We start from the raw sequence: 26,481 nt of genomic DNA, 5'->3' as shown, positions 1-26,481 counted from the left end.
TTTAAGGCTTGTACTTTGGGCTTAAGTGTGTGAATTTGTGGCTTATCCATCCATTCACACCTTAGGTTTTCGATGCAAACTTTAGCCGATAAGGTCGTTATCATCACGGGTGCCTCAGAGGGAATTGGCCGCGCCCTGGCCAAGGCGATGGCGCCCTTGGGATGTCGCCTGGTGCTCACCGCCCGCAGTCAGGGGCGACTGCACTCCCTGCAGCAGGAGCTCTCGTCCATCGCCAGTGTACCGCCCTTAGTGATCCCTGCCGATGTCACCGACGCCGCTGCCTGCCAAGGCCTCATCGATGCCTGTGTGGCCCATTTCGGCCGCCTGGATATTCTGGTCAACAATGCCGGCATGACCATGTGGTCGCGCTTCGATGAGCTCGAAGATCTCTCCATTCTCGAACGTGTGATGCAGGTTAACTACCTGGCCCCGGCCATGCTGACCCATTTTGCCCTGCCGCACCTCAAGGCCAGTCGTGGTCAGATTGTGGTGGTGGCCTCGGTGGCAGGCCTAACCGGTGTGCCTACCCGCAGCGGTTACAGCGCTTCTAAGCATGCGGTGATGGGGTTCTTTGACTCACTGCGCATCGAGCTGGTGGAACATGATGTGGCCGTCACCCATATCTGTCCCGATTTCGTGGTGTCTGAGATCCATAAGCGCGCCCTGGATGGTCAGGGTAAGCCTCTCGGTAAGAGCCCGATGCAGGAGGCTAAGATCATCACCGCCGAGCAGTGCGCCCAGATGATGCTGCCGGCCATCGCCGGGCGTAAGCGGCTGCTTATCACCTCGACGCGGGGGCGCTTGGGCCGCTGGTTTAAGATCATCGCCCCAGGCCTTATCGACAAGATCGCCCGCAAGGCGATCGCCTCAGGACATTGATTAGATTCGCTAAGGTCCTAGCTGGCAGGCTTAAAATTTCTGGTAAAGCAGAAGCGGTAGAGCAATAAAAAAAGCCCAGTTTAAACTGGGCTTTTTTTGTAAGGAGTAAAGACGAGCTTACTTCTTGGTGATATCCAAGTTAATCAGCCACCAGGCTCTGGCCTGAATGTCACCCGCCTCGACCACGTCGCCGCTGCGATATGGCTTGGCAAAATGTGTCACCACGATAGGCTTGAGGGTCTTAAAACGTCCCGGGTTGACGAACCAGGCGTTGTAAGGATCGTCGCTATGCATGCTGACGCTAACCTCGGAGCTGACTGGCTGGCTCATGCCCGGGCAGGTGTAACGGCTGTCAGAGGCGATCGGATAGGCGACTCTACTGCCATCACTGCACAGGCTGGTATTTTGCAGCCTGAGGGTGATCAGCGTGCAGCCCTTATAATTGTCCGGATCGGTACACACCTGAGTCACCATATTGGTGTAGCCACCGTCTAGTTCATCGTCGCCATCCTTGCTGAGGGCATCGCCTCGTCCACCTATGGCGGTGAAGTAGGAGACATCACCTGAGGCAACGTCAGCGGGAGAGACTAGCTGCAGCTCGCTGCCATCGAAGGTCAGGCTGGCCTCTTCGCCAAGGCCTGGCTCGATATCTTTAAGGAATACCTTGTAGTTCAGGCTGGTGCTCTGATAGTTGTTGCCCCCATCGTCGGTGACTATGATGTCGAAGTAGTCGTTATCGCCAGAACGTGGATAGGCATGCAGGGTGAGCTCGCCCGTCGAGGTGAGCTCGGCATATTCGGGTGATACCTGTAGGCCGAAGGCATAGGTGAGTTTACCAAAGGCGTTGGTAAATTCTGGCGGTAGCACCTTGCGATCCGGATAGTAAACCACGGACTGGCTGATCTCATCCAGGCTTAGGCCAGGGTGAACCGCCTTGGCGACGCTGACGTTGAAGTCGCGCAGGGTGCGCTCGTAGTTGCGGCTCTGCTCGATCACAGTCACCTTGGCCATGCCGGCCGCTAGCACCGTCATCTCACCTGTCGTATCGTTCAGGCTTACCACCTTACTGGATGCCGTATCCGTATAGTAGCTGATCTCGCTGTCGATGCCGCGACCGCTGACGCCAGGTGCCTTGAGGCTGGCATCTGGGCTATAGGCACTGCTGACCAAGGTGCTTGAGAGTGCCAGTTCAGGGTTTTCGGCTCCCTTGTCTATCACCACATTTAGCTCGGCCTTCTGTGACAGGTGACCGGCATCGCCGCTGTCTGTCACTATGTAGGTGACGCTGCCGGCGTTCTTAACCGTCAGGGTCTTGTTGGCTAGGTCGACACCGACCACATCGTCCTGACCGCTTTTTAACGCCAGGCTCAGGCTGCCGATGGCGCCCGACATGGGAATAGTGAGTGTCTTGCCCGGCGCGTATTGGCTGCGCACGGACGATATCTGCAGGCTACCGTTTAGCGGTGCCACATCGACGAAGAAACGGCTGCTGGCGGGATGATAGAAGTCATTGCCCGCATCGGTTGCGGTGATCCAGCCTCGGCCTGCGCCGACGATAGTGATTGCCTTGGTACCGGCATCCTGGCTTAAGACGCCGTCGCCGCCATTGTCTACCTGGTAGCTGACCTGGCCCTGATTATGGCTAGGTTGAGGGACGAAGGGCGCGTTAGCGGCAAAGTCCACACGGCTATTTTCCACCACAAACAGGCTGTTATCCTGCTTGTCTATGGTGACGCTAAACTGTTTCTCTTGCGCCGTCCACAGCTCGCCGCCATCATCTTTAACGATCACCGCTACCGTGCCTGGCTTCAACACCTGCATCTGGCCGGTTTTGGTATCCAGTGTGACTACATCTGTGGCACTGCTGGCGGTCAGGTTGTAGCTAAGGCTGCCCTTGGCACCGACAACTTGCGGCGTCAGGGTTTGATTGGTCTGATATTGGGTGTTGATATCGATAGCCTGTAGAGAGCTGGCGATCATGGCCTCGACCTTGACCTTAATGGTGCGACTGGTACTCAGATAGTTGTGGTTACCGGTGTCGGTTACCTCGACCTCAGTTTCGCCGACGCCCTGGAAGCTAAACTCACCCAGCTCGGCATCAGTGATGCTGATGACATCCTCGGCCGCACCCGCCTTGATGGCGTAACGTAGCTTGCCCTGGACGCCGGTGACATCGAAGCTCGCCGTCTTATCGGCGTCGAAACGTGTGGTGACATCGCTTGCCTTGAAGGCCAGGTTCTGCGCCTTGTCGACCTGAACGCTAAAGCGTTGAACTGGCACCTGAGTATGGTTGGCCGGCGCGACTTGCTGCACCTCAACCTGGGTCTCACCGGCGCCAAGTATGTTCATCGCCCCCGTGGTGGGATGCACCTGAACCACCTGAGTATTGGCGCCAGCAACCAGCTGGTAGTGAGCCTCTGTGGTGGGCGTGCCGCTGTAGACGGGCAGTAGCTTACCGCCAAAGATCAGTGGCTTACCTGCGATATTCTGATAAGTGGCGTAGGCGGTCTCGGCAGGCGAGATGTTGACCTGAAATTCGCGCGAGTCGGCCTGGAAGTTACGACCGCCATCATCTTTGGCCAGCAGTTTGACGCTGCCAGTGCCTAGCACAGTGATCTTACCCTGGGCGTCGACTGTCACTACATTTGCGGGCTGACCCTCGGCCAGCATCAGGCTGAGGCTGCCTTTGACACCGCTGATGCTAGGAGAGAGCTGGGCGCCGGCGACATAGCCCTGGCTGATATCGTTAGTCAGTAGCGGCGTGCGAGGTGCCTTATTGATGCTGATGCTAAAACGTTGGCTGACCGGCTTGGTTTGGCTGTTGCCACTATCTGTGGCGATCAGTTCTGTGCTGCCGGCATTGAGGATAGTGAGATACTGCTTGTCGGCAGAGATCTTGACCACATCGGTAGGAGCGCCGTTAACCAATTGATAGCTGATGCTGCCTAACTTGCCCGTGATGGCCGGGGTGAGGCGCTGATCTGGCGCATAGGTTTGCACCAGTTCCTGAATTTGAATGCCAGGGTGCGCTAGTTTTTCGGCTTGCGGTGCAGGACTGTCCGAGTCGCCTCCGCCACAAGCGGTAAGTAAAAGGGTGAACAACAGGATGAAGTATCTCATTAAGCCTCCAGCTTAAAAAACAGAGGCGGCGAGTATACAGATGTGAATATTCTGCTGCAATATGAGGGTAAAATATTGAATTATGCTAATATTGTGGTTTTTATTGTATAGAAATAATGTATTCAGGCTATTTTTAATACATGATTCGGAATTCGCAGTTAACTTATTGAGTCGTATAAAAAAGCACCTAATACCCTTATGGAGTATAGGTGCTTTTATGCGATTTTATTGCATGAAAACTGAGCGTGACTTAGATCTCAATTTTCTATGAATATCCCTTTATGGGTATTAGGCCTGCTCGTTTTCCCGGGCGATGGCGCGATAGGCGATATCGGTACGGAAATAGACGTCATCCCAGTGGATCTCATTGACCAGTTGATAGGCACGCTGCTGCGCCTGAGTCACATCTTGGCCCAGGGCGGTGGCACACAAGACGCGGCCGCCGTTGGTGACCACATGGCCATCCTTCATGCTGGTGCCCGCGTGGAACACCTTGGCATCATCGCTGCCCAGGCTGAGTCCCTCGATCACATCGTGTTTGCGATAGGCATCTGGGTAACCACCGGCAGCCATCACCACGCCTACGGCGGCGCGGCTGTCGAACTCTGCGGTCACCTTGTCCAGCTCGCCACGGGTGGCGGCCAGGCAGAGCTCGACCAGATCTGACTGAAGACGCATCATGATAGGCTGGGTCTCTGGGTCGCCGAAGCGGCAGTTGTATTCCAGTACCTTGGCGCTGCCATCTGGCGCAATCATCAGACCGGCGTAGAGGAAACCTGTATAGACATTACCTTCAGCAGCCATGCCATCTACGGTTGGACGAATGACGTTTTCAACAGTCCAGTCGTGAACCGCCTGAGTGACCACTGGCGCCGGAGAGTAGGCGCCCATGCCGCCCGTGTTTGGGCCGTTGTCGCCATTGTCTCTGGCCTTATGGTCCTGGCTGCTGGCCATGGCCAGAATATTCTTGCCATCGACCATGACGATGAAGCTGGCTTCTTCGCCCTTGAGGAACTCCTCGATCACCACGCGAGAACCGGCCTCGCCAAACTTGTTACCGGCCAGCATATCTTCGATAGCCGCATCGGCTTCGGCCTGATCCTGAGCTATGATCACCCCTTTACCCGCCGCCAGGCCGTCGGCCTTGATGACGATAGGGAAGCCTGTGTTGGCGGTGACTTCTGTGACGTAGGCCTTGGCAGGCTCGATCTCGGTGAAGTTCGAGTAGGCTGCCGTCGGAATGTTGTGACGGGCCAGGAAGTCCTTGGTGAACGCCTTAGAAGACTCTAGCTGCGCCGCACCTTGGGTTGGACCGAAGATAGGTAGCTTAGCTTCGTTGAAGGCATCGACCACGCCCAATGACAGCGGCACTTCCGGGCCGACGATAGTTAGTTCGATCGCCTGCTCCTTGGCGAAGCTTACCAGCTCAGAGATGGCTTCGACGGCAATCGAAACGTTCTCAAGCTTAGGCTCCAGCGCCGTGCCGGCATTGCCCGGTGCCACGAAGACTTTCTCGACCAGCGGTGACTTGGCGGCCTTCCAGGCCAGCGCGTGTTCGCGTCCGCCGCTACCTATTACTAATACGTTCATGCTATATCCTTAAAACGGCGCCCGGGCTTGTGACCCAGGCGCGAAAGCAAATTAATGACGGAAGTGACGCATGCCGGTGAAGACCATGGCCATGCCATGCTCATCGGCGGCTGCGATGATCTCTTCATCGCGAATCGAACCGCCCGGCTGGATGATGCAGCTGATACCGGCGGCCGCCGCGGCATCTATGCCATCGCGGAACGGGAAGAAGGCATCGGATGCCATGACCGAACCTACGACTTCCAGATTCTCATCGGCAGCCTTGATACCGGCCACCTTGGCGCTGTAGACGCGGCTCATCTGGCCGGCGCCCACACCGATTGTCATGCTGTCTTTGGCGTAGACGATGGCGTTAGACTTAACGAACTTGGCCACCTTCCAGCAGAACATAAGATCTTTCATCTCGGCGTCGGTAGGCTGACGCTTGGTCACTACCTTGATGTCGCTCATCTCGACCATGCCTTGGTCTCTGTCTTGGATCAGCAGGCCGCCGTTGACGCGCTTGTAGTCCAGGCTGCGGGTCTTGCTAGCCCATTGACCGCACTCCAACAGACGAACGTTGGCCTTGGCCGCCACAACGTCGCGTGCCGCCTGGCTGACGACTGGCGCGATGATCACTTCGACAAACTGACGCTCGACGATGGCGCTGGCGGTCTCTGCATCCAACTCACCGTTGAAGGCGATGATGCCGCCGAAGGCTGAGGTTGGGTCGGTCTGGTAGGCGCGGTTGTAGGCCTCGAGCAGATCCTTGCCGATGGCGACGCCACAAGGGTTGGCGTGCTTGACGATAACACAGGCTGGCTCGCTGAACTCTTTGACGCATTCCAGCGCCGCATCGGTATCGGCGATGTTGTTGTAAGACAGTGCCTTACCCTGTAGTTGAGTCGCGCTGGCAACCGAGGCTTCATCGATATTGAGATCCACATAGAAGGCCGCGCTCTGGTGGCTGTTCTCGCCGTAACGCAGATCTTGCTTCTTCACCAACTGAGTGTTGTAGGTGCGTGGGAACTTAGAATCCTGGTGGCATTCGTCCTGGCTGTGAGCCGGTACCCCATTCACCGCGTGCGGTGGCACTTGGGTGCCGAAGTAGTTGGCGATCATGCCATCATAGGCGGCCGTGTGTTCGAAGGCGGCGATAGCCAGATCGAAACGCGTCTCCAGCGTGGTGCTGCCCTGGTTGGCCTGCATCTCTTGGATCACGCGATCATAGTCTTTGGCGTTAACGATAATGGTGGTGTCTTTGTGGTTCTTCGCGGTAGAGCGCACCATGGTTGGGCCGCCGATGTCGATGTTTTCCACGGCGTCGGCCAGGGTGCAGCCTTCTTTGGCCACTGTCTCGGCAAAGGGGTAGAGGTTAACGGCAACCAGATCGATAGGCTTAATGGCGTTCTGTTCCATCACTATCTCATCGATACCGCGACGGCCGAGGATGCCGCCGTGCACTTTAGGGTGCAGGGTTTTTACGCGGCCGTCCATGATCTCAGGATGGCCCGTGTAGTCAGAGACTTCAATGACAGGCACACCGTTGTCTGCTAGCAGACGAGCGGTGCCGCCAGTAGATAGCAGTTCAACACCTTGAGCGTGCAGGGCTTGTGCAAACTCCAGGATTCCGGTTTTATCAGAAACGCTTAACAGCGCGCGACGAATAGGTCTGGCATTATTCATTTTAGGTACAGGGTCCAGTGGTTATTTTAAGGATCTTTCGGAAAACAGAACAGTTAGTGCCAACTAACCCGGGCGTATTGCTTTCCAAAAGCCCCTCAATTTTTTACTGACCATCGCGGCGCGCGTATTTTACCGTAAAACTGTGTGCCATGCTGTTTTTTTCTGTGCGATTTCACAATACGCCATGGCGAACAAGCAACAGATTGTAATTTACGGCAGAATAACCCTTGACCTTAGATTTAACTCTAAGGTTTATACTGGCACTATCGCAATGAAAAAGGCGCCGTGGAGGCAAGATGTTTCGTATTGGAGAGTTAGCCAAACAGTGTGAGGTCAAGGCCGATACCCTGCGTTTCTATGAGAAACATGGCCTGTTGTCGCCGTCGATGCGCAGCGACTCGGGTTATCGCCTCTACACAGAACAGGACGCCGAGCGTCTGCGCTTCATTCTGCGGGCCAAGGCGGTGGGCTTCACCCTGTCGGAGATCACCGAGCTGTTATCTATCGATCTGGACAAGTCCAACTGGGCCTGCGCCGATGTGAAGGGGATGGTGGATATCAAGCTTGCCAATGTGGAAGAGAAGATCGCCGAGCTGAACCATTTTCGCGTCTCTCTGCAGCGGCTATCCGATGCCTGTTGTGGCGGCCCGGAGAGCGCCGAACACTGCTCCATCCTGGAGGCGCTCGAGTCTAACGTCGAGGTGAAGTGTGAGAACCACAGCCATGATCACGGCGAAACCGAATATAAAACCAGTTGTAAGCTAAAGGGTTAACCTATGTTGTTATCTAATTTTATCGATCTCTTTCTCGATTCCGCGCCCTGGCTGCTGCTGGGTCTGGTGCTTGCCGGTATGTTGAAGATGTTTGTGCCTATGACCTGGATGCAGAAGCAGCTGGGAGGCCACGGGGTGAAGACCACTATCAAGGCTGCCGTGTTAGGCGCGCCCCTGCCGCTGTGCTCCTGCGGGGTGATCCCTGCCGCCGTCGGCCTACGCCGCTCAGGCGCCTCTAAGGCCGCCACCACCTCATTCTTGGTGTCCACCCCAGAGACGGGCATCGACTCTGTAAGTGTCTCCTATGTGCTGCTCGGCCCCTTCATGGCGGTTGTCAGACCCATCGCCGCGGTCACCAGCGCCATTGTCGCTGGCCTGCTGGTGGGGCGTGACGATGATGAAGCTAAGGCTGGTGAAGTCGCTCACTTGGCTGATTCTAAGCAAAACGGGGCAGAGAAGGCTAAGGCGAGCAGCAGTTGTTGCAGCAGTAAGGCTACCGAAAAGCCTGATGAAAAGTCGCTCGATAAGGCTGAGTCATCGAGTTGCTGCGGTGATAAGCCAAGTGCGCCTGTACGCATGACGGCGGATGCCTCGCCCGTGATGATGCGCCCCGTGAGCTCAGATTCCATTCTCAAGCAAGAAGCCTTGGTTAAGCCAGTGGCCGCTCCGACGTCTGTGAAGCCCGCGAGCGGTGTATGCTGTGCCAGCAAGGCGGCGCCGGAGCCGGTCAGCTCATGTTGTAGCAGTAAGCAAGAGATGAAGGCGGCGAGCTCATGCTGCTCGAGTGTTAAAGCCGATAAGCAGAGTGCAGATCAGGGCGAGAGTTGCTGCGAATCGACCAAAGATGTCGCCAGTGAACTTAAGGGCACTTCGGTGCTGGCGCGCATGGGCAAGGGCCTGCACTATGCGGCGACTGACTTGGTGCGTGACACCACAGTCTGGCTGTTGATCGGCCTCTTTTTCGCGGCCCTGGTGCAGACCTATGTACCGGGTGACTTCATGGCCAAGTGGGGCGATGGCATCTTGGCTATGCTGGTGATGGTACTGATCTCTGTGCCCATGTATATCTGCGCCACGGCGTCGACGCCGATTGCTGCCGGTCTATTGCTGGCAGGGGTATCGCCAGGCGCGGTGCTGGTTTTCATGCTGGCGGGGCCGGCGACCAATATCGCTACCCTAGGTGTGGTGACCAAGGAGCTGGGTAAACGCGCCCTCTATGGCTACCTGGGTGGCGTCTTGGGTGTGGCCTTGGTATCGGGCGTCTTGGTGAACTATCTGGTGGCGACCTTTGGTTTCGAGGTGATGCCTCAGGTGGGCGAGCAGCATAACCTGTTGCCTTCCCTGGTGGTAAATGCCTCGGGGATCATACTGGCGATTTTGATGCTCAAAGTCTTGCTGGCCAAGCTGCCGAAGAACTGGTGGCGCCGGGATTGCTGTTCTTAATATCGAGATAGCGCATTAAGCCAATAAAAAAGGCACTCATGAGAGTGCCTTTTTGCTGTCTGTATATTGGTTACTTCACAAATAAACGCTTAATCCAAGGGCTTATGGTGCAGGTACTTCGGCAGCGTCGAAGTCACGCTCGGTGGTAGTGCCTTGGGTAACGGTCACGTCCTGCTCATCCACATGAATGAAGAAAGGCGCGTCGACGTCATCTACGCCGTTGGCCATTTCAGGATCGTCATTCTGTGCCAGACAGGTGTAGCCCAGGCTGTAGTTGGCGGCGGCAACGAAGCCAAATTCATACTCGTAGCCCACCACTGTTTCTGTCTCGTCGGTGACTGGATTAACGCGCGCCGAGGCGATAGGTGCCACTTGCGGTTCGGCAATGTCGGCTTCGGGGCGGAAGTCCAGCATGTTATCCAGCACGGTCGCCGTTGGGTAGAGGTAGACGGCAGGGCTGAACTCTGAACCGCCGGCGGCGGCTTCACACTCTTCCATCACGCTGGTGTCTACCATGCCGTGAATGGCGCCGACTTCGGCGTTGTTAACCAGCTGTACCGCGGTAGGCTTAAGGGTCCAGTAGTCCTTGTTGCCGTGGGGTGCCTGCAGGCCTTGAGAGAGGTTAAACTCGGCGACGAAGTTGTTTACACCGGCCGCAATGGTGAAGGCCTTGTTGAAGAAGAGACGACCCGTGCCTTCCTCTTCGGCGCCTACGCCGCCACAGCTACCGTTGCTGTTGGTGACCAGACCCGCGTCCATGTCATCCATGGTTTTCACGTAAGAGCTGTTGGTGTCGGCCACTTCGCTGTTTTGCATATAGATGCACATCTGGTATTCGCCGACCGGAATAGACTGGCCGCTTACCAGCGTCTCGACCTCTTGGCCTTGTACCGTCAGCAGGTCAACGTGTTTCAGCTCACCATTTTCTGATACATCGAATGACAGGGAGCCATCGCTTCCTTTGAGTACCACCTGTTTGAAGGCGATATTTACCACTTTAGCATCGGCAGGGTTGTCCGATACCCCCAGGCTGAAGACACCTGTCTTAGGTGTTTCTGGTGTGTCATCGCTGCCACCACAGGCCGCGAGTAGGCTGGTGAGTGCGATGGCGATAATCGATTTTGAATACTTCATAGGTTACCTGTTTATCATCTTGGTTAATCAAGGTGGCCAAGGTCGCGATGCCCTAAGGGGAGGCAGCGAGTCTCGGCGGGGTTGATTCTTGCTTTTATAAGTCAGCTATAAGAATAGGCGAACAGGCGCTCAAGTCCACCTAAAACAGGGCTAAAAGGTGCACTATGAATAAAGTTTAATTGCCAGGGTGGTGAGCACTTACTCTAAACGCCAAGGCCTTGGCGAGAGTCAAAAAACTTACGGGAAAATCACGATCGGATTGGCTAAAAAAAGAGCGATTCATCAGCGGGTTCGACGAATCGCTCTTGGTTTTATTTCGACCAGATTGGCTGGTCGAAGAGGCGTTAACTCGGTTTCTGCTTATGCCTGAAATTAGGCCTTGATGTCGGCGTTGTGGTAGACGTTTTGTACGTCGTCACAATCTTCCAGTGCGGCCTGGAATTTTTCGAACTGGGCGATCACTTCTGGGTCGGTGAGTTCTGTCATGGTCTGTGGTACGAAGGCGATCTCTTCCACTTCCAGCTCAGTCTCAGGGAAGGCTTCGTTCAGCGCCGTCTTGGCCTTGTAGAACTCAGTATTTGGCGCGAACACGCTGATGATACCATCTTCTACCTCGATGTCGGCCACATCTACGTCGGCCATCATCAGGGCTTCCAGTACCGCTTCTTCATCTTCGCCCTTGAAGGCAAATACCGCTTGATGATCGAACATATGACCAACAGTACCTGGGCTACCCAGCTTGGCGTCGTTCTTCACGAAGGCCTGACGTACCTCGGTAAAGGTACGCTTGCCGTTGTCGGTTAGACAGTCGACGATCACCATGGTGCCGCCTGGACCAAAGCCTTCGTAACGAGCCGTTTCATAGTCTTCACCGCCGCCGCCTCTGGCTTTCTCCAGGGCGCGTTCGATGACATGAGCAGGAACCTGATCTTTCTTAGCCTTGGTGATCATGTGGCGCAGTGCCAGGTTGCCGTCAGGATCGAAGCCACCGTTCTTTGCGCAAACATAGAGTTCTTTGCCGTAGCGAGAGTAGAGTCTCGTCTTTTGCCCAGCCGTTTTGGCCATAGATTCTTTGCGGTTCTGGTATGCTCTTCCCATCTTGCGATATCTCTTTAAGCGAAAAAAATTGGCCCAATGTTAGCAGCTTTGTCGACGATTTTGCAGACTCCGCTGCTTATTTTGTCAAAACTGTGGCGCGGCAACTCCCTAACGCTGGGGCGGGGTGATGAAATCTGGGATCTCCAGTATCTCGCCGGGTCTGCGGTCGAACAGCGACAGATAGATATACTCGATGAAGGCGCGATACTTGCGCGGCAGGTAGGCGCGGCGGGGAAAGCTCAGGGTGATGGCGGTCTGCGCCATGGGAAAGTCGGTCAACAATGGGATCAGTTGCCCCTCGTCGATGGCAGCCTGGGCCACCAAGGTTGGCGCCGTGGCGATCCCCAATCCTTCGATGGCTGCCTCACGGGCCAGGGTGACGTTGTTGACCGTCAGCTGGGCCTCGGGCTCTATGGTGATCCACTGTTGACCATCGAACAATCTCCAGCCACCGTCGATGTGGGTCGATTTGAGGCGAATCGCCTTGTGGTCGATCAGATCCTGCGGCGCGGCTGGTGTACCATGGCGGGCCAGATAGTCTGGGCTGGCCACCAGAGATTTGTCTGTGTTAAGCACCCGGTAGGATTGCAGCCTAGAGTCGCGCACATCTGAGACCTGAAACAGAATATCTATCCCTTCCTCTATCATGTCGACCTTGCGGTTGGTCAGTTCGGCGTCCAGGGTCATCTCGGGATGCGCCTCGAGAAAACGGGCGAAGATGCGGCCGAAGAACAGCTGCCCCAGCTCTATCGGGCAGACGATTTTAAGGTTGCCCTTGATGGTCTCCTGGCTGGCGCTGAGCTGGTCTTCGGCGCTCTGCAGATCCATGAGGATCCGCTGGATCTTGTTGTAATAGATGCTTCCCGCCTCGGTAAGCTTGAGGGCGCGGGTGGTGCGGTACAAGAGCTGCACTCCGGTATCTGTCTCCAGCTCGGCGATCTTACGGCTCACCGTCGCCTTGGTGAGTCCCATCGCCTTGGCGGCCGAGGTGAAGCTGCCTTTATCCACCACCTGGGCGAACATCTGAATGCGATTCAAATCCATCTATTGTTACACCTGTGAAACAGTTGGTAATTTTTTAACTGACTAATAAACATTATAAGACAGTAGTAAACTATCAAATACTAATCAAGGTGTTTATCCGTGGGGATTGGATGTCAAAACGTCGCATATTTATCGTGCTACCACTGCTGTTATTGGTTGTGGCAGTTGGAGGCTACTACTGGTGGAGTCAGGTTCGATTTATCGAGTCGACCGACAACGCCTATGTAGAGGCCGATATCTCTAATATCAGTGTTAAGGTGCCGGGCTATGTGGTGACCGCTAAGGTGACAGATAACCAGCATGTGGAGCAGGGGCAGCTGCTGGCCGAGCTGGAGTCGAACCAGTACCGTGCCAAGGTGAGCCAGAGTCAGGCGAGCCTGGAGAGTAGTCTGGCAGAGCTGCAGACCCTGTCGGCCAAGGTGACGCTGCAACAGGCCATCATACGCCAGGCGGCCGCCGGTGTGGCCAGCGCCGAGGCGGAGAAGATCCGCGCCGAGCAGCAGCTCAAACGCACCACCAAGCTAAAGCACAGAGATTACAGCTCACAAGATGAGGTGGATCAGGCGACTGCCGCCTTCGATTCGGCCGTGGGCCATCTGGATGAGGCCAAGGCGGCCCTGGTGGCCAAGCAGGCTGAGCTGGCGGTGCTTAACGCTCAGCTGAATCAGAGTCAGTCACAGGTGGCGCAGGCCAAGGCGGGCCTTGAGCTGGCAGAGATCCAGCTGGCCGATACCCAGATTCGAGCTCCCTTCTCGGGGGTGATCGGCAAGCGCGGCGCCCTGACCGGCCAGTATGTGCAGCCGGGGCAGTCGCTCTACAGTTTGGTGCCGGATGGCGCGGTGTGGATCACCGCCAACTTCAAGGAGACCCAGATCCAGCATATGCAGCCTGGGCAGTTGGTTCAGGTTCATCTCGACGCGTTTCCCAACCAGAGCTTTACTGGTGTGATCGATAGCCTGGCACCCGCCTCTGGCGCCAAATTCAGCCTGTTACCGGCGGAAAACGCCACCGGTAACTTTACCAAGATAGTGCAGCGTATTCCGGTGCGGATCCGTTTGGATCTGGATGACCAGACCAACATAGTTCCCGGCCTCAGCGCCGTGGTGAAGGTGGATACCCGAGGTGCGCCGAAAGACACAGTGATCGCCAGCAATCGTAAGCAGGTTTCGGTTAAGGCCACCCAATGAGCAGCGTGAGTGTCGCCCAAGAGAGTCCTGCCGAGGTAGCAGAGCAAGTCGCTACACCGCAAGTCGCTGGCCCCCAGGGCTATGAGCGCGGCAGTTTTCGCTCCTGGGTCGCCGTGTTTGCCGGTCTGCTGGGCGCCTTCATGGCGATCCTGGATATTCAGATCACCAACGCCTCGATGAAGGAGATCCAGGGCAGCCTGGGCGCGACGTTAGAGGAGGGTTCCTGGATCGCCACCGCCTACCTGGTGGCCGAGATGATCGCCATCCCGCTATCGGGCTGGCTGAGTCAGGGGCTGTCGGTGAGACGTTATCTGCTGTGGACCACGGCGGCCTTCATCTTAGCCTCTTTCCTCTGTTCGCTGGCCTGGAACCTGGAGGCAATGATCGCCTTTCGCGCCCTGCAGGGCTTCTTCGGCGGCGCGCTGATCCCGCTGGCCTTTCGACTCATCCTGGAGCTGCTCCCCGAGGAGAAACGCGCCACGGGCATGGCGCTGTTTGGCGTCACCGCTACCTTCGCGCCATCTATCGGCCCCACCCTGGGGGGCTGGCTCACCGAGCAGTTTAGCTGGCACTATCTCTTCTATATCAATATTCCTCCCGGACTGCTGGTGATGGTCATGTTGGCCTATGGTTTGAGAGCTCAGGCTATCGATTGGGATAAGCTGAAGAACGCCGATTACTCCGGCATAGTCACCATGGCGCTGGGCATGGGTTGCCTCGAGGTAGTGCTGGAGGAGGGCAATCGTAAGGATTGGTTTGGCTCAGAGCTGATCCAGAATCTAGCGATCGTCGCCGCCATCAACATAGCCCTGTTTGTCTTTATTCAGCTGCGAAAGTCATCGCCGCTGGTGAACCTCAGGCTACTGGGGCAGCGTGATTTCGCCCTGTCGACCCTGGCCTATTTTTTGCTGGGGATGGCGCTGTTTTCGGCCATCTACATGATCCCCCTCTATCTGTCGCAGATCCATGACTATAGTCCGCTGGAGATCGGCGAGGTGATCATGTGGATGGGCTTTCCTCAGCTGTTGGTGCTGCCCCTGGTGCCGAGATTGCTGCAGAGATTCGACGGGCGGTACCTGGCCGCCTTTGGCTTTAGCATGTTTGCCCTGAGCTACTACATGAACAGCCATATGACGCTGGATTTTGCCGGCGAGCAGATGATCGCGGCGCAGGTGGTCAGGGCCCTTGGTCAGCCCTTCATACTGGTGCCTATTGGCATCATTGCGACCATGCACATCAGTGCCCAGCAGACGCCGTCGGCCTCGACTGTGCTCAATGTGATCCGTAATCTCGGCGGCGCCTTCGGCATCGCCCTGGTGGCCACCCTGGTCGATAATCAGTCGCGCACCCATCTGGCGGACATGAAACAGACGGTGGCGGCGGTGAGCGGCCAGGCCTATCAATATCTGCAGCAGACCAGTCAGCTGTTTGTGCAGGCAGGCTCGGATCCCGTGACCGCCCAGGCGCAGGCCAAGGCCATGTTGGCCAAAACCATGACCCAGCAGGCCTACATTCAGGCCTACAACGATGTGTTTCTGATCATCTCAGTGCTGCTGATGCTGGCCGTGGTGGCCGTGCTGATGATCCGCAAGCCTAAGCCCGACGCCGCCTAGCCATTAGTTCTTTGCCAGCTAGAGCATAGAGAGTCTAGAGCATAGAGAGGCTGATCTGCCCGAAGGGGTAAACCTGGCCGCCAAACTCGGCGGCAAAGGCCTCGGCATCCTCCCGCTCACCGAAGCTGGCTAGCGTCTTGCCCATGGCACCTGTCTGGCTCGAACCCACCACATACCAGGCCTGTCTGGCATCGATGAAGTGGCTGTCCAGTGGTGCCTGCCAGGGGCTTTTAGCCATGTCGTGCACATAGATCTCCTTGACCTGCTTGCGATACTCGGGGTCCAAAAGGAAGCTGAACAGATCCCGGGTGGAGCAGAACTTCTTCACCGTCTCTTCTGTCTTGAGATAGAGTTCGCCCTTGGGGCCGGGGAAGTTACCGATCAACATGCCGCACAGGTGACACTCGTCGCCGTGCTCCATGGCCACCGCCTCACGAATAGCGTTATGCTCACTCTCTTGCCCGCAGGCGCTCAGCCCCAGCAGGAGTAGGCTGACGAGACCCATGAAAAGTGGCGAATTGGTAAGCTTGGTTTGGTGCATCTTGGTTTGGTGCATTTGGGTTTGGCGCATTAGAGTGTCTTCCTGTTAAAGATGAGGGCGGCTAAAGAGAGCGGGGCGAATACCCAGGCGAGTAGTAATGAGAATAGGCCGCCGGCCGACATGCTGCTGTTGATGGCCACCGCCAGCACACCGTTGATATCCTTGGTATCCAGGCTGGCCAGATTCACCAGGCGGAAGAGATCCGCCGGATTGAGCATCATCAGCTGCACCAGCTGCTGCTGACTCAGTCCCTCCTCTATGCCGACCAATACCGCCAGCAGGGCGAGGTCGAACACCAGCACGAAGAAGAACCAGAGCATCAGCGCCAGCCCGGCGGCCTTGGACTTCTCACTCACCGACAGGCTGATCACGTAGGCGATGCTGATAAAGCAGAGGCCGAGCAAGATGGCGGTGGCGATGAAGAGGCCGAAGCTCTGCAGCACGGCGCTGGCGTCGGACTGGCTGGCCAGTAGCACAGCGGCGCTACCGAAGCCCAGGCTGGTGGCTAGGGCCATGATGGCCCCCTGACCCATAAACTTGCCCAGCAAGAGCTGGGTGTGGCTGATAGGATAGGTGAGCAGCAAGAGCAGGGTGCCGGCCTCTTGCTCGCCGACGAAGCTGTCGTAGGCCAACAGCAAGGCGATCAGCGGGATCAGAAACACCGCCAGGCTCGACAGGCTGGCGATGGTGGACGACAGCGATGCCGTGCCCAGCTGGCCCGATGCGACCGAGCCATAGTAGCTGAGTCCCAGGGAGAGCACGGCGAAGATAAGGGTGATGGAGATCAGCCAGCGATTACGTAGCCCGTCCTGAAACTCCTTGATGGCGACGGCGAGAATGGCATTCATTGTATCTGCCCTCCTTGATGGCTAATCTCTATTTCGTTATCCCCTTTGTGCGCCTTACTTGGGCGCTGACCCAGGTAGTGCTGGTAGACACGTTCCAGATCCGCCGGTTCGACACGAATATCCCCCAGCTGATCCAGTTCTACCAGCTGACGTATGATGGCGAGCTTCTCCTGCTCGGGCACCAGCAGCTGATCCGGGGCGATGAGATAGGGGGTGAAGCGGGCATCCTGTTTCAGGGCGCCATTGAGTCCCTGAGTCTTGATGGCGACGGGGAGCTGGGCCTGCTGTCTGAGCTCGTTCAGGCTGCCCTTGGCCAGCAGGCGACCGCCTGAGATGATCAGCGCACGGTCGATATGTTGCTCGACGCCCGGCAGCACATGGGAGCAGAGTATGATGCTGGCCCCCTCGCTCTTGAGCTTATCGACGCTGGCGTAAAACTCCTGGGTGGCGATGGGGTCCAGCCCCACGGTAGGTTCATCCAGCAGCAGCAACTTGGGGCTGCCGAGGAAGGCCTGAGCCAGTCCCAGACGTTGACGCATCCCCTTGGAGTAGGTCTTCACCTGACGATCCATGGCGTGGGTCAGGCCTACCTGCTCCAGCAGCTGGGTAATCGCCTGTTTGGGTACAGACTTGAGACGGGCGAAGTAGCGCAGTACCTCGCGGCCGGTGAGTTGATCGTAGAAGCTGACATTCTCCGGCAGGTAGCCGACCTGCTTACGCGCCTCGAAGGCCTGCTTGGAGAGGGGATCCTGGCCGAATACCTTTACCTGACCGTCCGAGGCCGGGATGATCCCCAGGATCAGCTTCATTATGGTGGTCTTGCCCGCGCCATTGTGGCCGAACAGCCCCATGACTTCGCCGGGAAAGAGTTCGAAGTCGATACGCTCGAGGGCCGTTACCTTGGCATAGCGCTTGGCGACGCTGCTCAGGGAGACGATGGGCCTTGAAGGAGAAGATGCTTGCATTGTGTCACTCTGCCTCATTGATTACTGCCTGCTGGCCAGCCAGAGGTGGCGCCTGCATGAGTGGAAAACTGTCTTTGACGCCCACGGGTTTGAGCACGGGAAACTGGGTCTGAATCCAGCGCAGGATAAGCACCGCCGGGCTGTCCAGTAGCATCTTGGCCTCAGGGTATTGCCATATCAGCTTGTCGATGCCGTCGTTGGGTTCGAAGGGGCGATCGCCGAAGCCGTCGTTGTCGAGATCCCAGCCCAGGTAGTTGCTCCAGAAGTTGCCTCTGCCGTCCTGGCTCCATTCGGCCTGACGGTTGGCCACATATTTGACCTGCACCGGGTTGTTGATGAAGCTGTTGCCAAATACTTTGGTGTGCTCCGAGCCTGCGGTGAGGTGGATGCCGATCTCGGCGGTGTCGATCAGGTTGTGATTAATGCTGTTGTAGGCCGAGTTATAGACAAACAGCCCCTTGCCCTCGCGGCCCAGTACCTTGTTTTCTGGCTTGGTCCAGACCCGGTAGATGCGGTTATGGCTGATCTCCGAGTAGGTGATGAAGTTCATTAGGAAGCCGTAGTCCTGGCTGTCGCGGCTCTCGTTGCCGCTCACGGTGAGCTGACGTGAACTCATCAGGGCATAACCGGCGCGGGTGTCGTAGGCCAGGTTGTCCTGCACGCGATTGCTGTGGGAATACATGTAGTGGATCCCGTAGCGTAGGTTATGCATGGTGTTGTTTTTAATTGTGTTGTGTTGGCTGGAGATGATGTAGATGCCGTCGCGGGTCTGGCTGACCTCGTTGTCGCTGACCTCGACGTTCTGCACTATGGAGAGCTGAATGCCGTTGCCTCTGTCGGCGGAGCGCAGCCCCGGGTTGCCCTGAATGCGGTTATGGTGAACCTTGATCTCCTTGCCTTTTTGCAGCCAGATACCGAAGCCGTCGCCCTGTAGGCGGTTCTCTCTGATGACGAGTTCGCTGGCGCTCTGATCCGAATAGATGCCGGCATCCTGGGCGGTGAGATCGTCGCCCCAGTTAACTATCTTGAGTCTCTCTATGGTGACCTTGGAGCTTTGCAGCAGCAGGGCATTGCCCTTGCCTTGGGCGTCTATGATGCTGGTATAGTCGTCGGCGCCAGTAAGGCGTACCCCTTGTTTGATGACGAAGTTGCCAAGGTAGCGACCCGGCTGCAGCTGAATATCGTCTCCCGCCTGGGCGCTATCCAGCACCTGCTGAAGGTCTTGCTCTGGACTCACCTCGATATAGGCGGCCTGGCTAAGAGGGCTGAAAGAGAGCAGGCAGAAAGAGAGTAGGCTTGGTGCAATCAAGCCACAGAACTGCACAATCTGTAGGCCGCAGCACCCCAGGCCATCAGCTAGCCTAAGCCTCAATGCCATGGAGGAGATACCGGGGTTGGTGGTGGATCTGTTTGGCTTGTGGTTCAAGGTCAGTTACACCTCTGGTGTCTGTCGTTTTGGTTGTTATCGTATTCGTTGCTTTCGTTTTCGTTGTTATCGCTTTTATTTACGCTAGCCCTTGGTTAAGGCAGACGCCTGACGCGGGGGCATCAGACGCCTGTATTTCACTTAGGCTTCTACCAACATGCGGCCACGCATCTCCATGTGCAGGGCGTGACAGAACCAGTTGCAGTAGTACCACTGTACCCCTGGCTTGTCGGCGATGAAGGTGACAGATGCCGTGGCCTGTGGGCCAATCTCCATCTGCACGCCATGGTTGGTCATACAGAAGCCGTGGGTCACGTCTTCCACCTGATCCAGGTTGGTGACCACTACGGTAACCTCGTCGCCCAGCTTGACCTTAAACTCGCTCATGCCGTAGTTGGGCGCGACCGAGGTCATGTAGACGCGAACCTTGTTGCCGTCGCGGATCACCTTGTTGTCCATCATCAGGCGCACGCCATCTTTCTCGGCCATGGCCACAGTATCGGCAAACAGCGGATCGTCACGGGTCCACAGCTTCTTCGGCTTGAGCTTGCTACGGTGCACTATGATGCAGTCGTGAGGCTCGGCGAAGGTTGGGCCGTCGTGCACCAGCTTCATCTCATCGCCTGAGATGTCGATCAACTGATCGTTCTCGGGGCGCAGCGGGCCAACGGGCAGGAATCTGTCCTTGGAGAACTTACACAGAGACACCAGCCACTTGCCATCGGCGTCGCGGGTTTCACCCTGAGAGGTGTGGTTGTGGCCTGGCTGATAGTGTACGTCCAGCTTCTGGCGCAGGTAGTTGACCTTCTTGCCTTGGTAGGCCTGAATCGCCTCTTCCACGTTCCACTTGGCGATCTGGCTGTCGAGGAAGAGGGTGGTGTAGGCGTAGCCCTTGTTGTCGAACGCAGTGTGTAGCGGGCCTAGGCCCAGCTCTGGCTCACCGACGATGGCGTCTCTTGGCTTGATCTTGTCGTCGAACAGGTCGTCCAGCTTCTCGATAGAGATGATAGAGACGGTCGGCGACAGCTTGCCGTTGGCGACGAAGTACTTACCGCTTGGCGAGGTGTTCAGGCCGTGTGGTGACTTAGGCACGGGAATATAACGGGTGAGATCTGAGCCCTTGCGACCATCCAGTACGGGGATCTTGTTGCCATTGTAGGTCTTGAACTTACCGGCCTTGACCGCAGCTTCACAACGGGCCAGGTTGAAGATCACCACATGGTCGCGCTCGGCGGTGATCATCTCGCTGAGGTTCATCCCCATCTCTGAGTTGTAGCAGGTTGAGGCGAAGTACTTGCCGTCGTAGTCGGCATCTGTGTTATCCAGGTTACCGTCTACCATCACCTGGAAGGCGACCTCCATCTTCTCGGCATCGATGACGTTGAACAAGGAGCGGTAAGTGCTGACATCTTCAAGCGTCTCCTTACCATTGTTGTTCAGCGGGACCTCGAACTCGCCGTTACAGATGACATATTTAGTGTATGGCACCTTCTGTACCCGCAGACCGTGGATGGCCTGGGCATTGGGGATGGTGATCATCTTATCTGTCTTCATCACGTCACAACGGATACGGGCCACGCGGGTGTTGGCCTTGTCGTTGATGAAGAGATACTTACCGTCGTAGCGACCGTCCTGCATGCTCATGTGTGGGTGGTGGGCGTCGCCAGCCATCAGGTGGGCGCTTTCGCCCTTGACCGCCTTACTCTCGTTGGTGATGCCCCAGCCGGTGGCGCTGTCGATGTTAAATACCGGGATGCGCATTAGCTCGCGCATCGAGGGCAGGCCCATGATACGAACTTCTCCAGAGTGTCCACCGCTCCAGAAACCATAGTATTCGTCCAGCTCGCCCGGATGAACCACTGGGCTGTTATTGGCCTCGGCCGCCTGGGCCTTGGCCATCGAGGCGAACATGGCGGCGCTCATGGGGGCGGCCACTGCACCCGCCCCCAGCAGGGCCGTCTTGCCCATAAACTCGCGTCGACCAGCGTTCTCCAACTGATTGGCTGGTTTGTTATTCTTATCTTGCATAGTCCATCTCCATCTTAGTTATGTTACCTGCACTTATATGTGTTGATTCGTCCTATACGGCGGTGACCGTTGGGATCTCTTGGTCTTTGTATTGCTGGCGTTTGCGCGCCAGTTTTTTCAGCGGTGGGCACTTCTCTTCGTTGAAATAGGTCACCTGACAGTCGAGGCAGTAGTGGCACTCGCGCATGTTGATCACCCCGTTGGGATGAATCGCCTGGATCTCGCACTCCTTGGCACAGGTCTTACAGGGGGTGCCACACTCGGGGCGGCGCTTGAGCCAGTCAAACAGACGCACGCTGTTGCTCACCGACAAGGCCGCGCCCAGCGGGCAGAGATAGCGGCAGAAGGTCTTGCGATTAAACAGGCTGGAGAAGATCATCAGCAGCGCCCAGAGAATGAAGGGCCACTCGCGATCGAACTTGAGCAAGAAGGTGGTCTTGAAGGGTTCTATTTCGGCAAATTGCTCCGCCATGGCCAGTGAGTCTAGCGATAGGCCAAACAGCGCCAGCAGGATCAGGTACTTGATGGCCCACAGGCGCTCATGTACGGCGAAGGGCAGCTCGACCTGCGGCAGCTTGAAGTAGCGGCCCATGACATTGACCAGCTCCTGCAGGGCGCCGAAGGGGCAGAGCCAGCCGCAGTAGACGGCGCGCCCCCACAGCAGCATGGTCACCGCGGCGGCGCACCAGAGGATGAAGATGATGGGATCGAGCAGGAAGAGATCCCAGGAGAAATCTTTCATCAGGGCGTGCAGGAAGGTAAACACGTTGACCACAGAGAGTTGTCCGCCCCAGCTCCAGCCGATCACCACCACGGTAACCACCAGGAAGCCGTGACGCAGGCGATGCATGAAGCTAGGGTGGCGCACCAGAATATCCTGGAAGAAGAGGATCAGCAGCAAGACACCCATGAGGATCAGCAGTAGCACCACCTCCAGCTGTCTGTCGTGCCAGATCTGCTGCACCATGGTGAGCTCCGGCTCGGGTACTATGGCCGCTGGAGTGTCGACATACTTGTCCAGCGGGTCGTACTGCCCCTTGAAGCTGGTGAAGATGCTGTCGATAGGACCGGTCTGGCGGCGCACCAGTAGTTCAAACTGCCAGCTGCTACCTGGGTCGAACTCGTGGTGCTGGGCGATGCGAAACACTGACATCTCGTTAAATTTGGGGGCGCCCTGGATGTAGAGATCGCTGATGCGGTTGTGGTCCAGATCCCTGAAGGAGATGGCGTTATCTTTCTGGTGCACCTGGATGCGATCGAAGATGCCGCCACGCACATAGCCAGAGCCCTTAAAGGAGTAGCCATTGCCCATGACGGCCACCAGGTGCTCGCCGGGCTGCAGCGTCTGCATCAGCCACTGATAGTCGGCCTCGCCGAAGAGGTTCTTGCCTATGGTAGGGATGTCCGCCAGGGTGTAGTAGATCTCGGCAAACATCTCCTGCTTCTCATCGTCGCTGGCCTTGTCGACCTCCTCGGCGGCGGTGCCTGCGAAGGCGTCATCGACGGCGCCGCGGGTCAGGTAGAGTTTGCGAATCGAGCCGTCGCCGGTCAGCTCGGTCCAGTTGGCCGAGGTGAAGAGTTCCTGCTTGATGGTGGAGATTGGCTGGATCTGGTCGGCCTGCTGCTCGATGATCCCGAGTGCGATGGCGGCCTGGGTAGCGGCCTTGGTGATGGCGACGTTCATCACCATGACGGTCACGGTTGCGCCCGAGAGGCCGTCGATGGCGACTATGCCCTCCTTCTCGTTGCCGCCCACCTTGAGCCTGTCTTTGACCGACAGCCCGGTATATTGCTCGGCAAACTTCCACAGCTTGCTCTCTGGGATCCCCGCCAGGATGATGGGTTCGTGGTGCTCGAGCACCTTGGCACCCAGGTATTTACCCTCTGGGTCGATGGCCACCAGGATATTGACCGGCTCGCCAGAATAGGCCGGGATGCGGGCGATATCATTGGTCTCGAAGCCATAGCCCAGGATCTGCTGATCTTTGTAGATGGTCCACAGGGCAGGCTCGCCCTGTTTGTCTGAGATGCGTGTCGCCTCCGGGAACAGCTCACGCAGAATGGGTAGGGGATCTTTGGGCGGGCTGACGAACAGGGCATAGCTGGGCGCAGCCAGCATGAGTGCCAACAGGGTCAATAAAATCCATTTTGCTTGCCTCGCATGGTGCATCAATCTTGCCACTCGAACGCTCCTACAGTCAGTCCCTGGGTGTGTCAACCTAGTGTTATTTATAGTGCATCCTAAATGCATCTTTAAAATTGTGACGTGACTGAGATCAAATAAATCGCGATTTTGTTAATTTGACACGCATTGAGGCGAGGCGGATTGGGGTGGCGATCACCCAAAAATTGGGCATCGGCGACTCTGTAGAAGGGGGGGAAGGATCGGGGAAAAGACAGGCCGCGTCACCTGAGCGACGGGGCGCGACCTGTTGGGAGAGTGCTGTCTTGCGAGGACGAGAGGGCTTACTTGAGGCTCTCGTAATAGGCGGCTAGGTTGGCAATATCTTCGTCGGTCAGTGGCATGGCCATAGGCGCCATCACTGGGTCTTGACGTGTACCTTCCTTGAAGGCTTTCAGTTGTTTCTCAATGTATTGAGCCTTCTGGCCTTTGAGGTTAGGGTAGATGGGCGCCAGAGAGATACCGTCGGCACCGTGGCAGGCGGCACAAAGCATAGATTTGGCTTTACCGGCTTCGATATCACCGGCGTGGGCCGTCAGAGACATTAGGCTTGCAAAAGCGATGAGGGCAATCTTTTTCATATGAACTCCATTAGAATAAGTTCTTTATTTTTAAGAACAATTGTTGTCGCAATATCTGATGACAGACGACTTTGGTCATCTAAATGTAGGCGGCGTCAATCGAATGCTTCCTAGTTTAGAATGGGGTAAATTGGGCATGTGAATCTTAGGTGTATTTATAATGCATGTATTTGACCGAGGTCAAGTCTCGCCGAAATTTGCGGTGAGCGTCACAGCCTGTCACCTCTTTTGGGGCACTGGTCAGGTGCTTACAGAGCAGGCGTATACCGAACAGACGCTTACGTGGGTGTTGATGGCCGCCGAAGCGGTTAATCTGTAACGGCTAGGCAAAAGCAATTGAAAAAACGGCGATAGGCGCCGGGATTAACAAATGAGGGGATAGCTGTGCGTTGGGAGAGTGTGGCGTTTGCCGAGCTGAGCCTTGAGCGGCTCTACGAGCTGTTGAAGTTAAGGGTCGATGTGTTTGTGGTGGAGCAGGCTTGTGCCTATCCCGAGCTGGATGGCAAAGACACCCTGGCCGAGACCCGTCATCTGTTAGGTCTGGATGAGCAGGGACGGATAGTCGCCTATGCGAGGATCTTAGCCCCTGGGGTGAGTTACCCCCAGGCCAGTATCGGCCGGGTCATCGTCGCGCCATCGGCTCGCGGTGCGGGCGTTGCCAAGCCATTGATGCAGGAGGCCATTGCTATAGCCAAACAGGCTTGGCCTGAGCAGGGAATACAGATTGGTGCGCAGGAATACCTTAAGGGCTTCTATCAAGGAGTGGGCTTTCGAACCGTGTCTGAGGTCTATCTGGAAGATGGTATTCCCCATCTCGACATGTTGCTGGATGCCTGATGCAGAGCTGTGGGCACACTAAGGGTCTAAAGAAAGGGACTAACGAAAGGGTCTAACGAATGGGTCATAGAGACGTGCAAATAGAGGAGCACAGGGTGTGCTCCTCTATGTTCGGGCAATTAAGCCGTTAGGCTCGTTAGTCTCCGAGTCGGTGACTAATCCCTGAGTTGGATCTTAGGATCATGTTCAACTTCGCCATATCTGTCTATGGTCGACAGCTGGCTCTGTTGGGCGATGACCGCTAGTGGACCCGAAGGCAAATGGCGAACAAACAACAGCCGATACCCGTATCGATGCAGGCTATAGAGGGCCATCTTTTGTTCCGCACTCATCGAGCTCCAATGCTCATCATGATGCAGGACGTTCCCTCGCCTGTCTTGCAGTTGCTGTGCTATTTGCATGTTATTATCTACACGTTTGTCGGCCGATGTAGCCAATATTTCTTTCTATGCTGGCACCGCCAGCCAGTTTTAAAAGATTAATCTTAATTAGATTAACGTCAGTCATTTTACTGACTTTAATTGAACATTAATTGAACGAGATCAATTTATGGGGCGAGAAGTGGGCCCGAAAGCGAAAAATTATGAAAATGCTCACATCTTGGTCACATTTTGAGACAGGCATAAAATGATTAATTATATCGAGCCGTTATTTCGGCCGCCTTCCGAGTGGAAGTCCCTCATACTCCAGGTAACCAATGGTTGTAGCTGGAATCGCTGCCACTTCTGCGACATGTATACCGCGCCGCAGAAGCAATTTCGTGCACAAAAAATAGATAAAATTGCAGAGGATATTCAACGGGTCGCCCAGCGAAACCTGCCGATCTCACGGATATTCCTCGCCGATGGCGATGCCATGAGCCTGCCCTTTAATCGTTTGGAGGCTATCTGTCTGTTGATCCGTGAGCATCTGCCCCAGGTGACCCGCATCAGCAGCTACTGTCTGCCGCGCAATCTCAATAATAAGACGGATGCGCAGCTTGCCCGGCTCAGAGAGCTGGGGCTAAGCCTGCTGTATGTGGGCTGTGAGAGTGGGGACGATGAGGTGCTGGCCCGTATCGAGAAGGGCGAGACCTTCGACTCCTCGCTGCTGGCCTTGCAGCGCATACGCGCCGCCGGCATCAAGTCCTCAGTGATGATACTCAATGGTCTGGGGGGCGTGGAGCTGTCGAGGCAACACGCGCTCAACTCGGCGCGCCTGATGAATGAGGCGCAGCCCGACTATCTGTCGACCCTGGTGGTGACTCTACCCCTTGGGAAGGCGCGAATGGACGCCGGGTTCGACGGTGATTTTAAACTGCCGGATCAGCATGGCCTGCTGAGCGAGATGCAGCTGCTGCTGGGTGAACTCGAGCTGGAGAAGACCATATTCAGGTCAGATCACGCCTCTAACTATCTGGTGCTCAAGGGGATACTGGGTCGTGACAAGCAGAGCCTGTTGATCCAGGTCGAGCAGGCTATTCAGGGATTGGTGCCCCTGCGCCAGGAGTGGCAGCGAGGCCTCTAGGGCTACGCCGCCTTATCTTTG

At 56.4% G+C, this 26,481-nt stretch carries 22 protein-coding genes; 8 read left to right on the top strand and 14 right to left on the bottom strand.

The genetic code is table 11. The features are described 5' to 3' along the window. Nucleotides 1-72: 72 nt before the first annotated feature. Nucleotides 73-879 carry an SDR family oxidoreductase gene (locus tag K0H81_RS17775; RefSeq protein WP_144202533.1) on the top strand — a complete coding sequence of 269 codons (807 nt, stop codon included), beginning with the start codon at nt 73-75 and terminating at the stop codon, nt 877-879. Between the two features lie 117 nt (nt 880-996). Here the strand turns inward: K0H81_RS17775 and K0H81_RS17770 are convergent, their stop codons facing one another. From K0H81_RS17770 to purH, 3 genes are all read right to left on the bottom strand, one after another. Then, entirely contained in the window at nt 997-3,999 is a 3,003-nt protein-coding gene (locus K0H81_RS17770; protein ID WP_220059191.1) for a hypothetical protein, read from the bottom strand. A 288-nt stretch (nt 4,000-4,287) separates the two neighbouring features. After that, nucleotides 4,288-5,589 carry a phosphoribosylamine--glycine ligase gene (gene purD, locus K0H81_RS17765; RefSeq protein WP_220059190.1) on the bottom strand — a complete coding sequence of 434 codons (1,302 nt, stop codon included), beginning with the start codon at nt 5,587-5,589 and terminating at the stop codon, nt 4,288-4,290. A gap of 51 nt (nt 5,590-5,640) precedes the next feature. Next, nucleotides 5,641-7,254, bottom strand: a complete 1,614-nt coding sequence (gene purH / locus K0H81_RS17760; protein ID WP_220059189.1) for a bifunctional phosphoribosylaminoimidazolecarboxamide formyltransferase/IMP cyclohydrolase — start codon at nt 7,252-7,254, stop codon at nt 5,641-5,643. 296 nt (nt 7,255-7,550) lie between these two features. On the opposite strand from purH, the gene zntR reads away from it, so the two are divergent. Further along, nucleotides 7,551-8,027: a Zn(2+)-responsive transcriptional regulator gene (gene zntR, locus K0H81_RS17755; protein WP_011867207.1), complete on the top strand. Its 477-nt coding sequence runs from the start codon at nt 7,551-7,553 to the stop codon at nt 8,025-8,027. A 3-nt stretch (nt 8,028-8,030) separates the two neighbouring features. Continuing rightward, nucleotides 8,031-9,470, top strand: a complete 1,440-nt coding sequence (locus K0H81_RS17750) for a permease (RefSeq protein WP_220059188.1) — start codon at nt 8,031-8,033, stop codon at nt 9,468-9,470. 102 nt (nt 9,471-9,572) lie between these two features. On the opposite strand, the gene K0H81_RS17745 is transcribed toward K0H81_RS17750, so the two are convergent. The 3 genes from K0H81_RS17745 to K0H81_RS17735 form a co-directional block, all read right to left on the bottom strand. Then, nucleotides 9,573-10,604: a DUF4382 domain-containing protein gene (locus tag K0H81_RS17745; protein WP_220059187.1), complete on the bottom strand. Its 1,032-nt coding sequence runs from the start codon at nt 10,602-10,604 to the stop codon at nt 9,573-9,575. 372 nt (nt 10,605-10,976) lie between these two features. Then, the gene (locus K0H81_RS17740) at nt 10,977-11,702 is read right to left on the bottom strand and encodes a YebC/PmpR family DNA-binding transcriptional regulator (RefSeq protein WP_011867204.1); all 726 of its coding nucleotides are present in this window, start codon (nt 11,700-11,702) and stop codon (nt 10,977-10,979) included. A 108-nt stretch (nt 11,703-11,810) separates the two neighbouring features. Beyond that, nucleotides 11,811-12,746: a LysR family transcriptional regulator gene (locus K0H81_RS17735; protein ID WP_220059186.1), complete on the bottom strand. Its 936-nt coding sequence runs from the start codon at nt 12,744-12,746 to the stop codon at nt 11,811-11,813. Nucleotides 12,747-12,856: 110 nt separating this feature from the next. Between K0H81_RS17735 and K0H81_RS17730 the strand changes: the two genes are divergently transcribed. Both K0H81_RS17730 and K0H81_RS17725 read left to right on the top strand, forming a co-directional pair. Further along, complete coding sequence (locus tag K0H81_RS17730) at nt 12,857-13,933, top strand: HlyD family secretion protein (RefSeq protein WP_220059185.1); 1,077 nt, start codon at nt 12,857-12,859, stop codon at nt 13,931-13,933. Beyond that, on the top strand, nt 13,930-15,546 hold the full coding sequence (locus K0H81_RS17725; RefSeq protein WP_144202549.1) for a DHA2 family efflux MFS transporter permease subunit: 1,617 nt from the start codon (nt 13,930-13,932) through the stop codon (nt 15,544-15,546). The genes K0H81_RS17730 and K0H81_RS17725 overlap by 4 nt, the downstream gene beginning before the upstream one ends. A gap of 34 nt (nt 15,547-15,580) precedes the next feature. On the opposite strand, the gene K0H81_RS17720 is transcribed toward K0H81_RS17725, so the two are convergent. From K0H81_RS17720 to K0H81_RS17690, 7 genes are all read right to left on the bottom strand, one after another. Then, nucleotides 15,581-16,117: a nitrous oxide reductase accessory protein NosL gene (locus K0H81_RS17720; protein WP_350354823.1), complete on the bottom strand. Its 537-nt coding sequence runs from the start codon at nt 16,115-16,117 to the stop codon at nt 15,581-15,583. Further along, nucleotides 16,117-16,935, bottom strand: coding sequence for an ABC transporter permease (locus tag K0H81_RS17715; RefSeq protein ID WP_220059184.1), 819 nt, complete (start codon nt 16,933-16,935; stop codon nt 16,117-16,119). Before K0H81_RS17715 ends, K0H81_RS17720 begins: the two co-directional genes overlap by 1 nt. Next, nucleotides 16,932-17,900: an ABC transporter ATP-binding protein gene (locus K0H81_RS17710; RefSeq protein WP_220059183.1), complete on the bottom strand. Its 969-nt coding sequence runs from the start codon at nt 17,898-17,900 to the stop codon at nt 16,932-16,934. The genes K0H81_RS17715 and K0H81_RS17710 overlap by 4 nt, the downstream gene beginning before the upstream one ends. Nucleotides 17,901-17,904: 4 nt before the next feature. Beyond that, nucleotides 17,905-19,278, bottom strand: coding sequence for a nitrous oxide reductase family maturation protein NosD (locus K0H81_RS17705; protein WP_220060890.1), 1,374 nt, complete (start codon nt 19,276-19,278; stop codon nt 17,905-17,907). Nucleotides 19,279-19,467: 189 nt separating this feature from the next. Further along, entirely contained in the window at nt 19,468-21,354 is a 1,887-nt protein-coding gene (gene nosZ / locus K0H81_RS17700; protein WP_220059182.1) for a TAT-dependent nitrous-oxide reductase, read from the bottom strand. A 52-nt stretch (nt 21,355-21,406) separates the two neighbouring features. Then, nucleotides 21,407-23,473: a transcriptional regulator NosR gene (nosR, locus tag K0H81_RS17695; protein WP_258406472.1), complete on the bottom strand. Its 2,067-nt coding sequence runs from the start codon at nt 23,471-23,473 to the stop codon at nt 21,407-21,409. 347 nt (nt 23,474-23,820) lie between these two features. Then, the gene (locus tag K0H81_RS17690) at nt 23,821-24,117 is read right to left on the bottom strand and encodes a c-type cytochrome (protein ID WP_220059180.1); all 297 of its coding nucleotides are present in this window, start codon (nt 24,115-24,117) and stop codon (nt 23,821-23,823) included. Between the two features lie 160 nt (nt 24,118-24,277). On the opposite strand from K0H81_RS17690, the gene K0H81_RS17685 reads away from it, so the two are divergent. Both K0H81_RS17685 and K0H81_RS17680 read left to right on the top strand, forming a co-directional pair. Beyond that, a complete protein-coding gene (locus K0H81_RS17685; protein WP_220059179.1) occupies nt 24,278-24,436 on the top strand; it encodes a hypothetical protein in 159 nt (52 codons plus the stop codon). Between the two features lie 65 nt (nt 24,437-24,501). After that, nucleotides 24,502-24,954: a GNAT family N-acetyltransferase gene (locus tag K0H81_RS17680; RefSeq protein ID WP_220059178.1), complete on the top strand. Its 453-nt coding sequence runs from the start codon at nt 24,502-24,504 to the stop codon at nt 24,952-24,954. Between the two features lie 155 nt (nt 24,955-25,109). Here K0H81_RS17680 and K0H81_RS17675 read toward each other — a convergent pair whose 3' ends face one another. Then, a complete protein-coding gene (locus K0H81_RS17675; RefSeq protein WP_258406328.1) occupies nt 25,110-25,286 on the bottom strand; it encodes a hypothetical protein in 177 nt (58 codons plus the stop codon). A 295-nt stretch (nt 25,287-25,581) separates the two neighbouring features. Between K0H81_RS17675 and K0H81_RS17670 the strand changes: the two genes are divergently transcribed. Continuing rightward, complete coding sequence (locus K0H81_RS17670) at nt 25,582-26,460, top strand: radical SAM protein (RefSeq protein WP_220059176.1); 879 nt, start codon at nt 25,582-25,584, stop codon at nt 26,458-26,460. Nucleotides 26,461-26,481: the final 21 nt, after the last annotated feature.

The organism is Shewanella halotolerans (genome assembly GCF_019457535.1).
GTDB classification, from domain to species: Bacteria; Pseudomonadota; Gammaproteobacteria; order Enterobacterales; family Shewanellaceae; genus Shewanella; species Shewanella halotolerans.
Note: the sequence above shows the minus strand (reverse complement) of the source record. Positions and strands in the feature narration are given on the sequence as shown.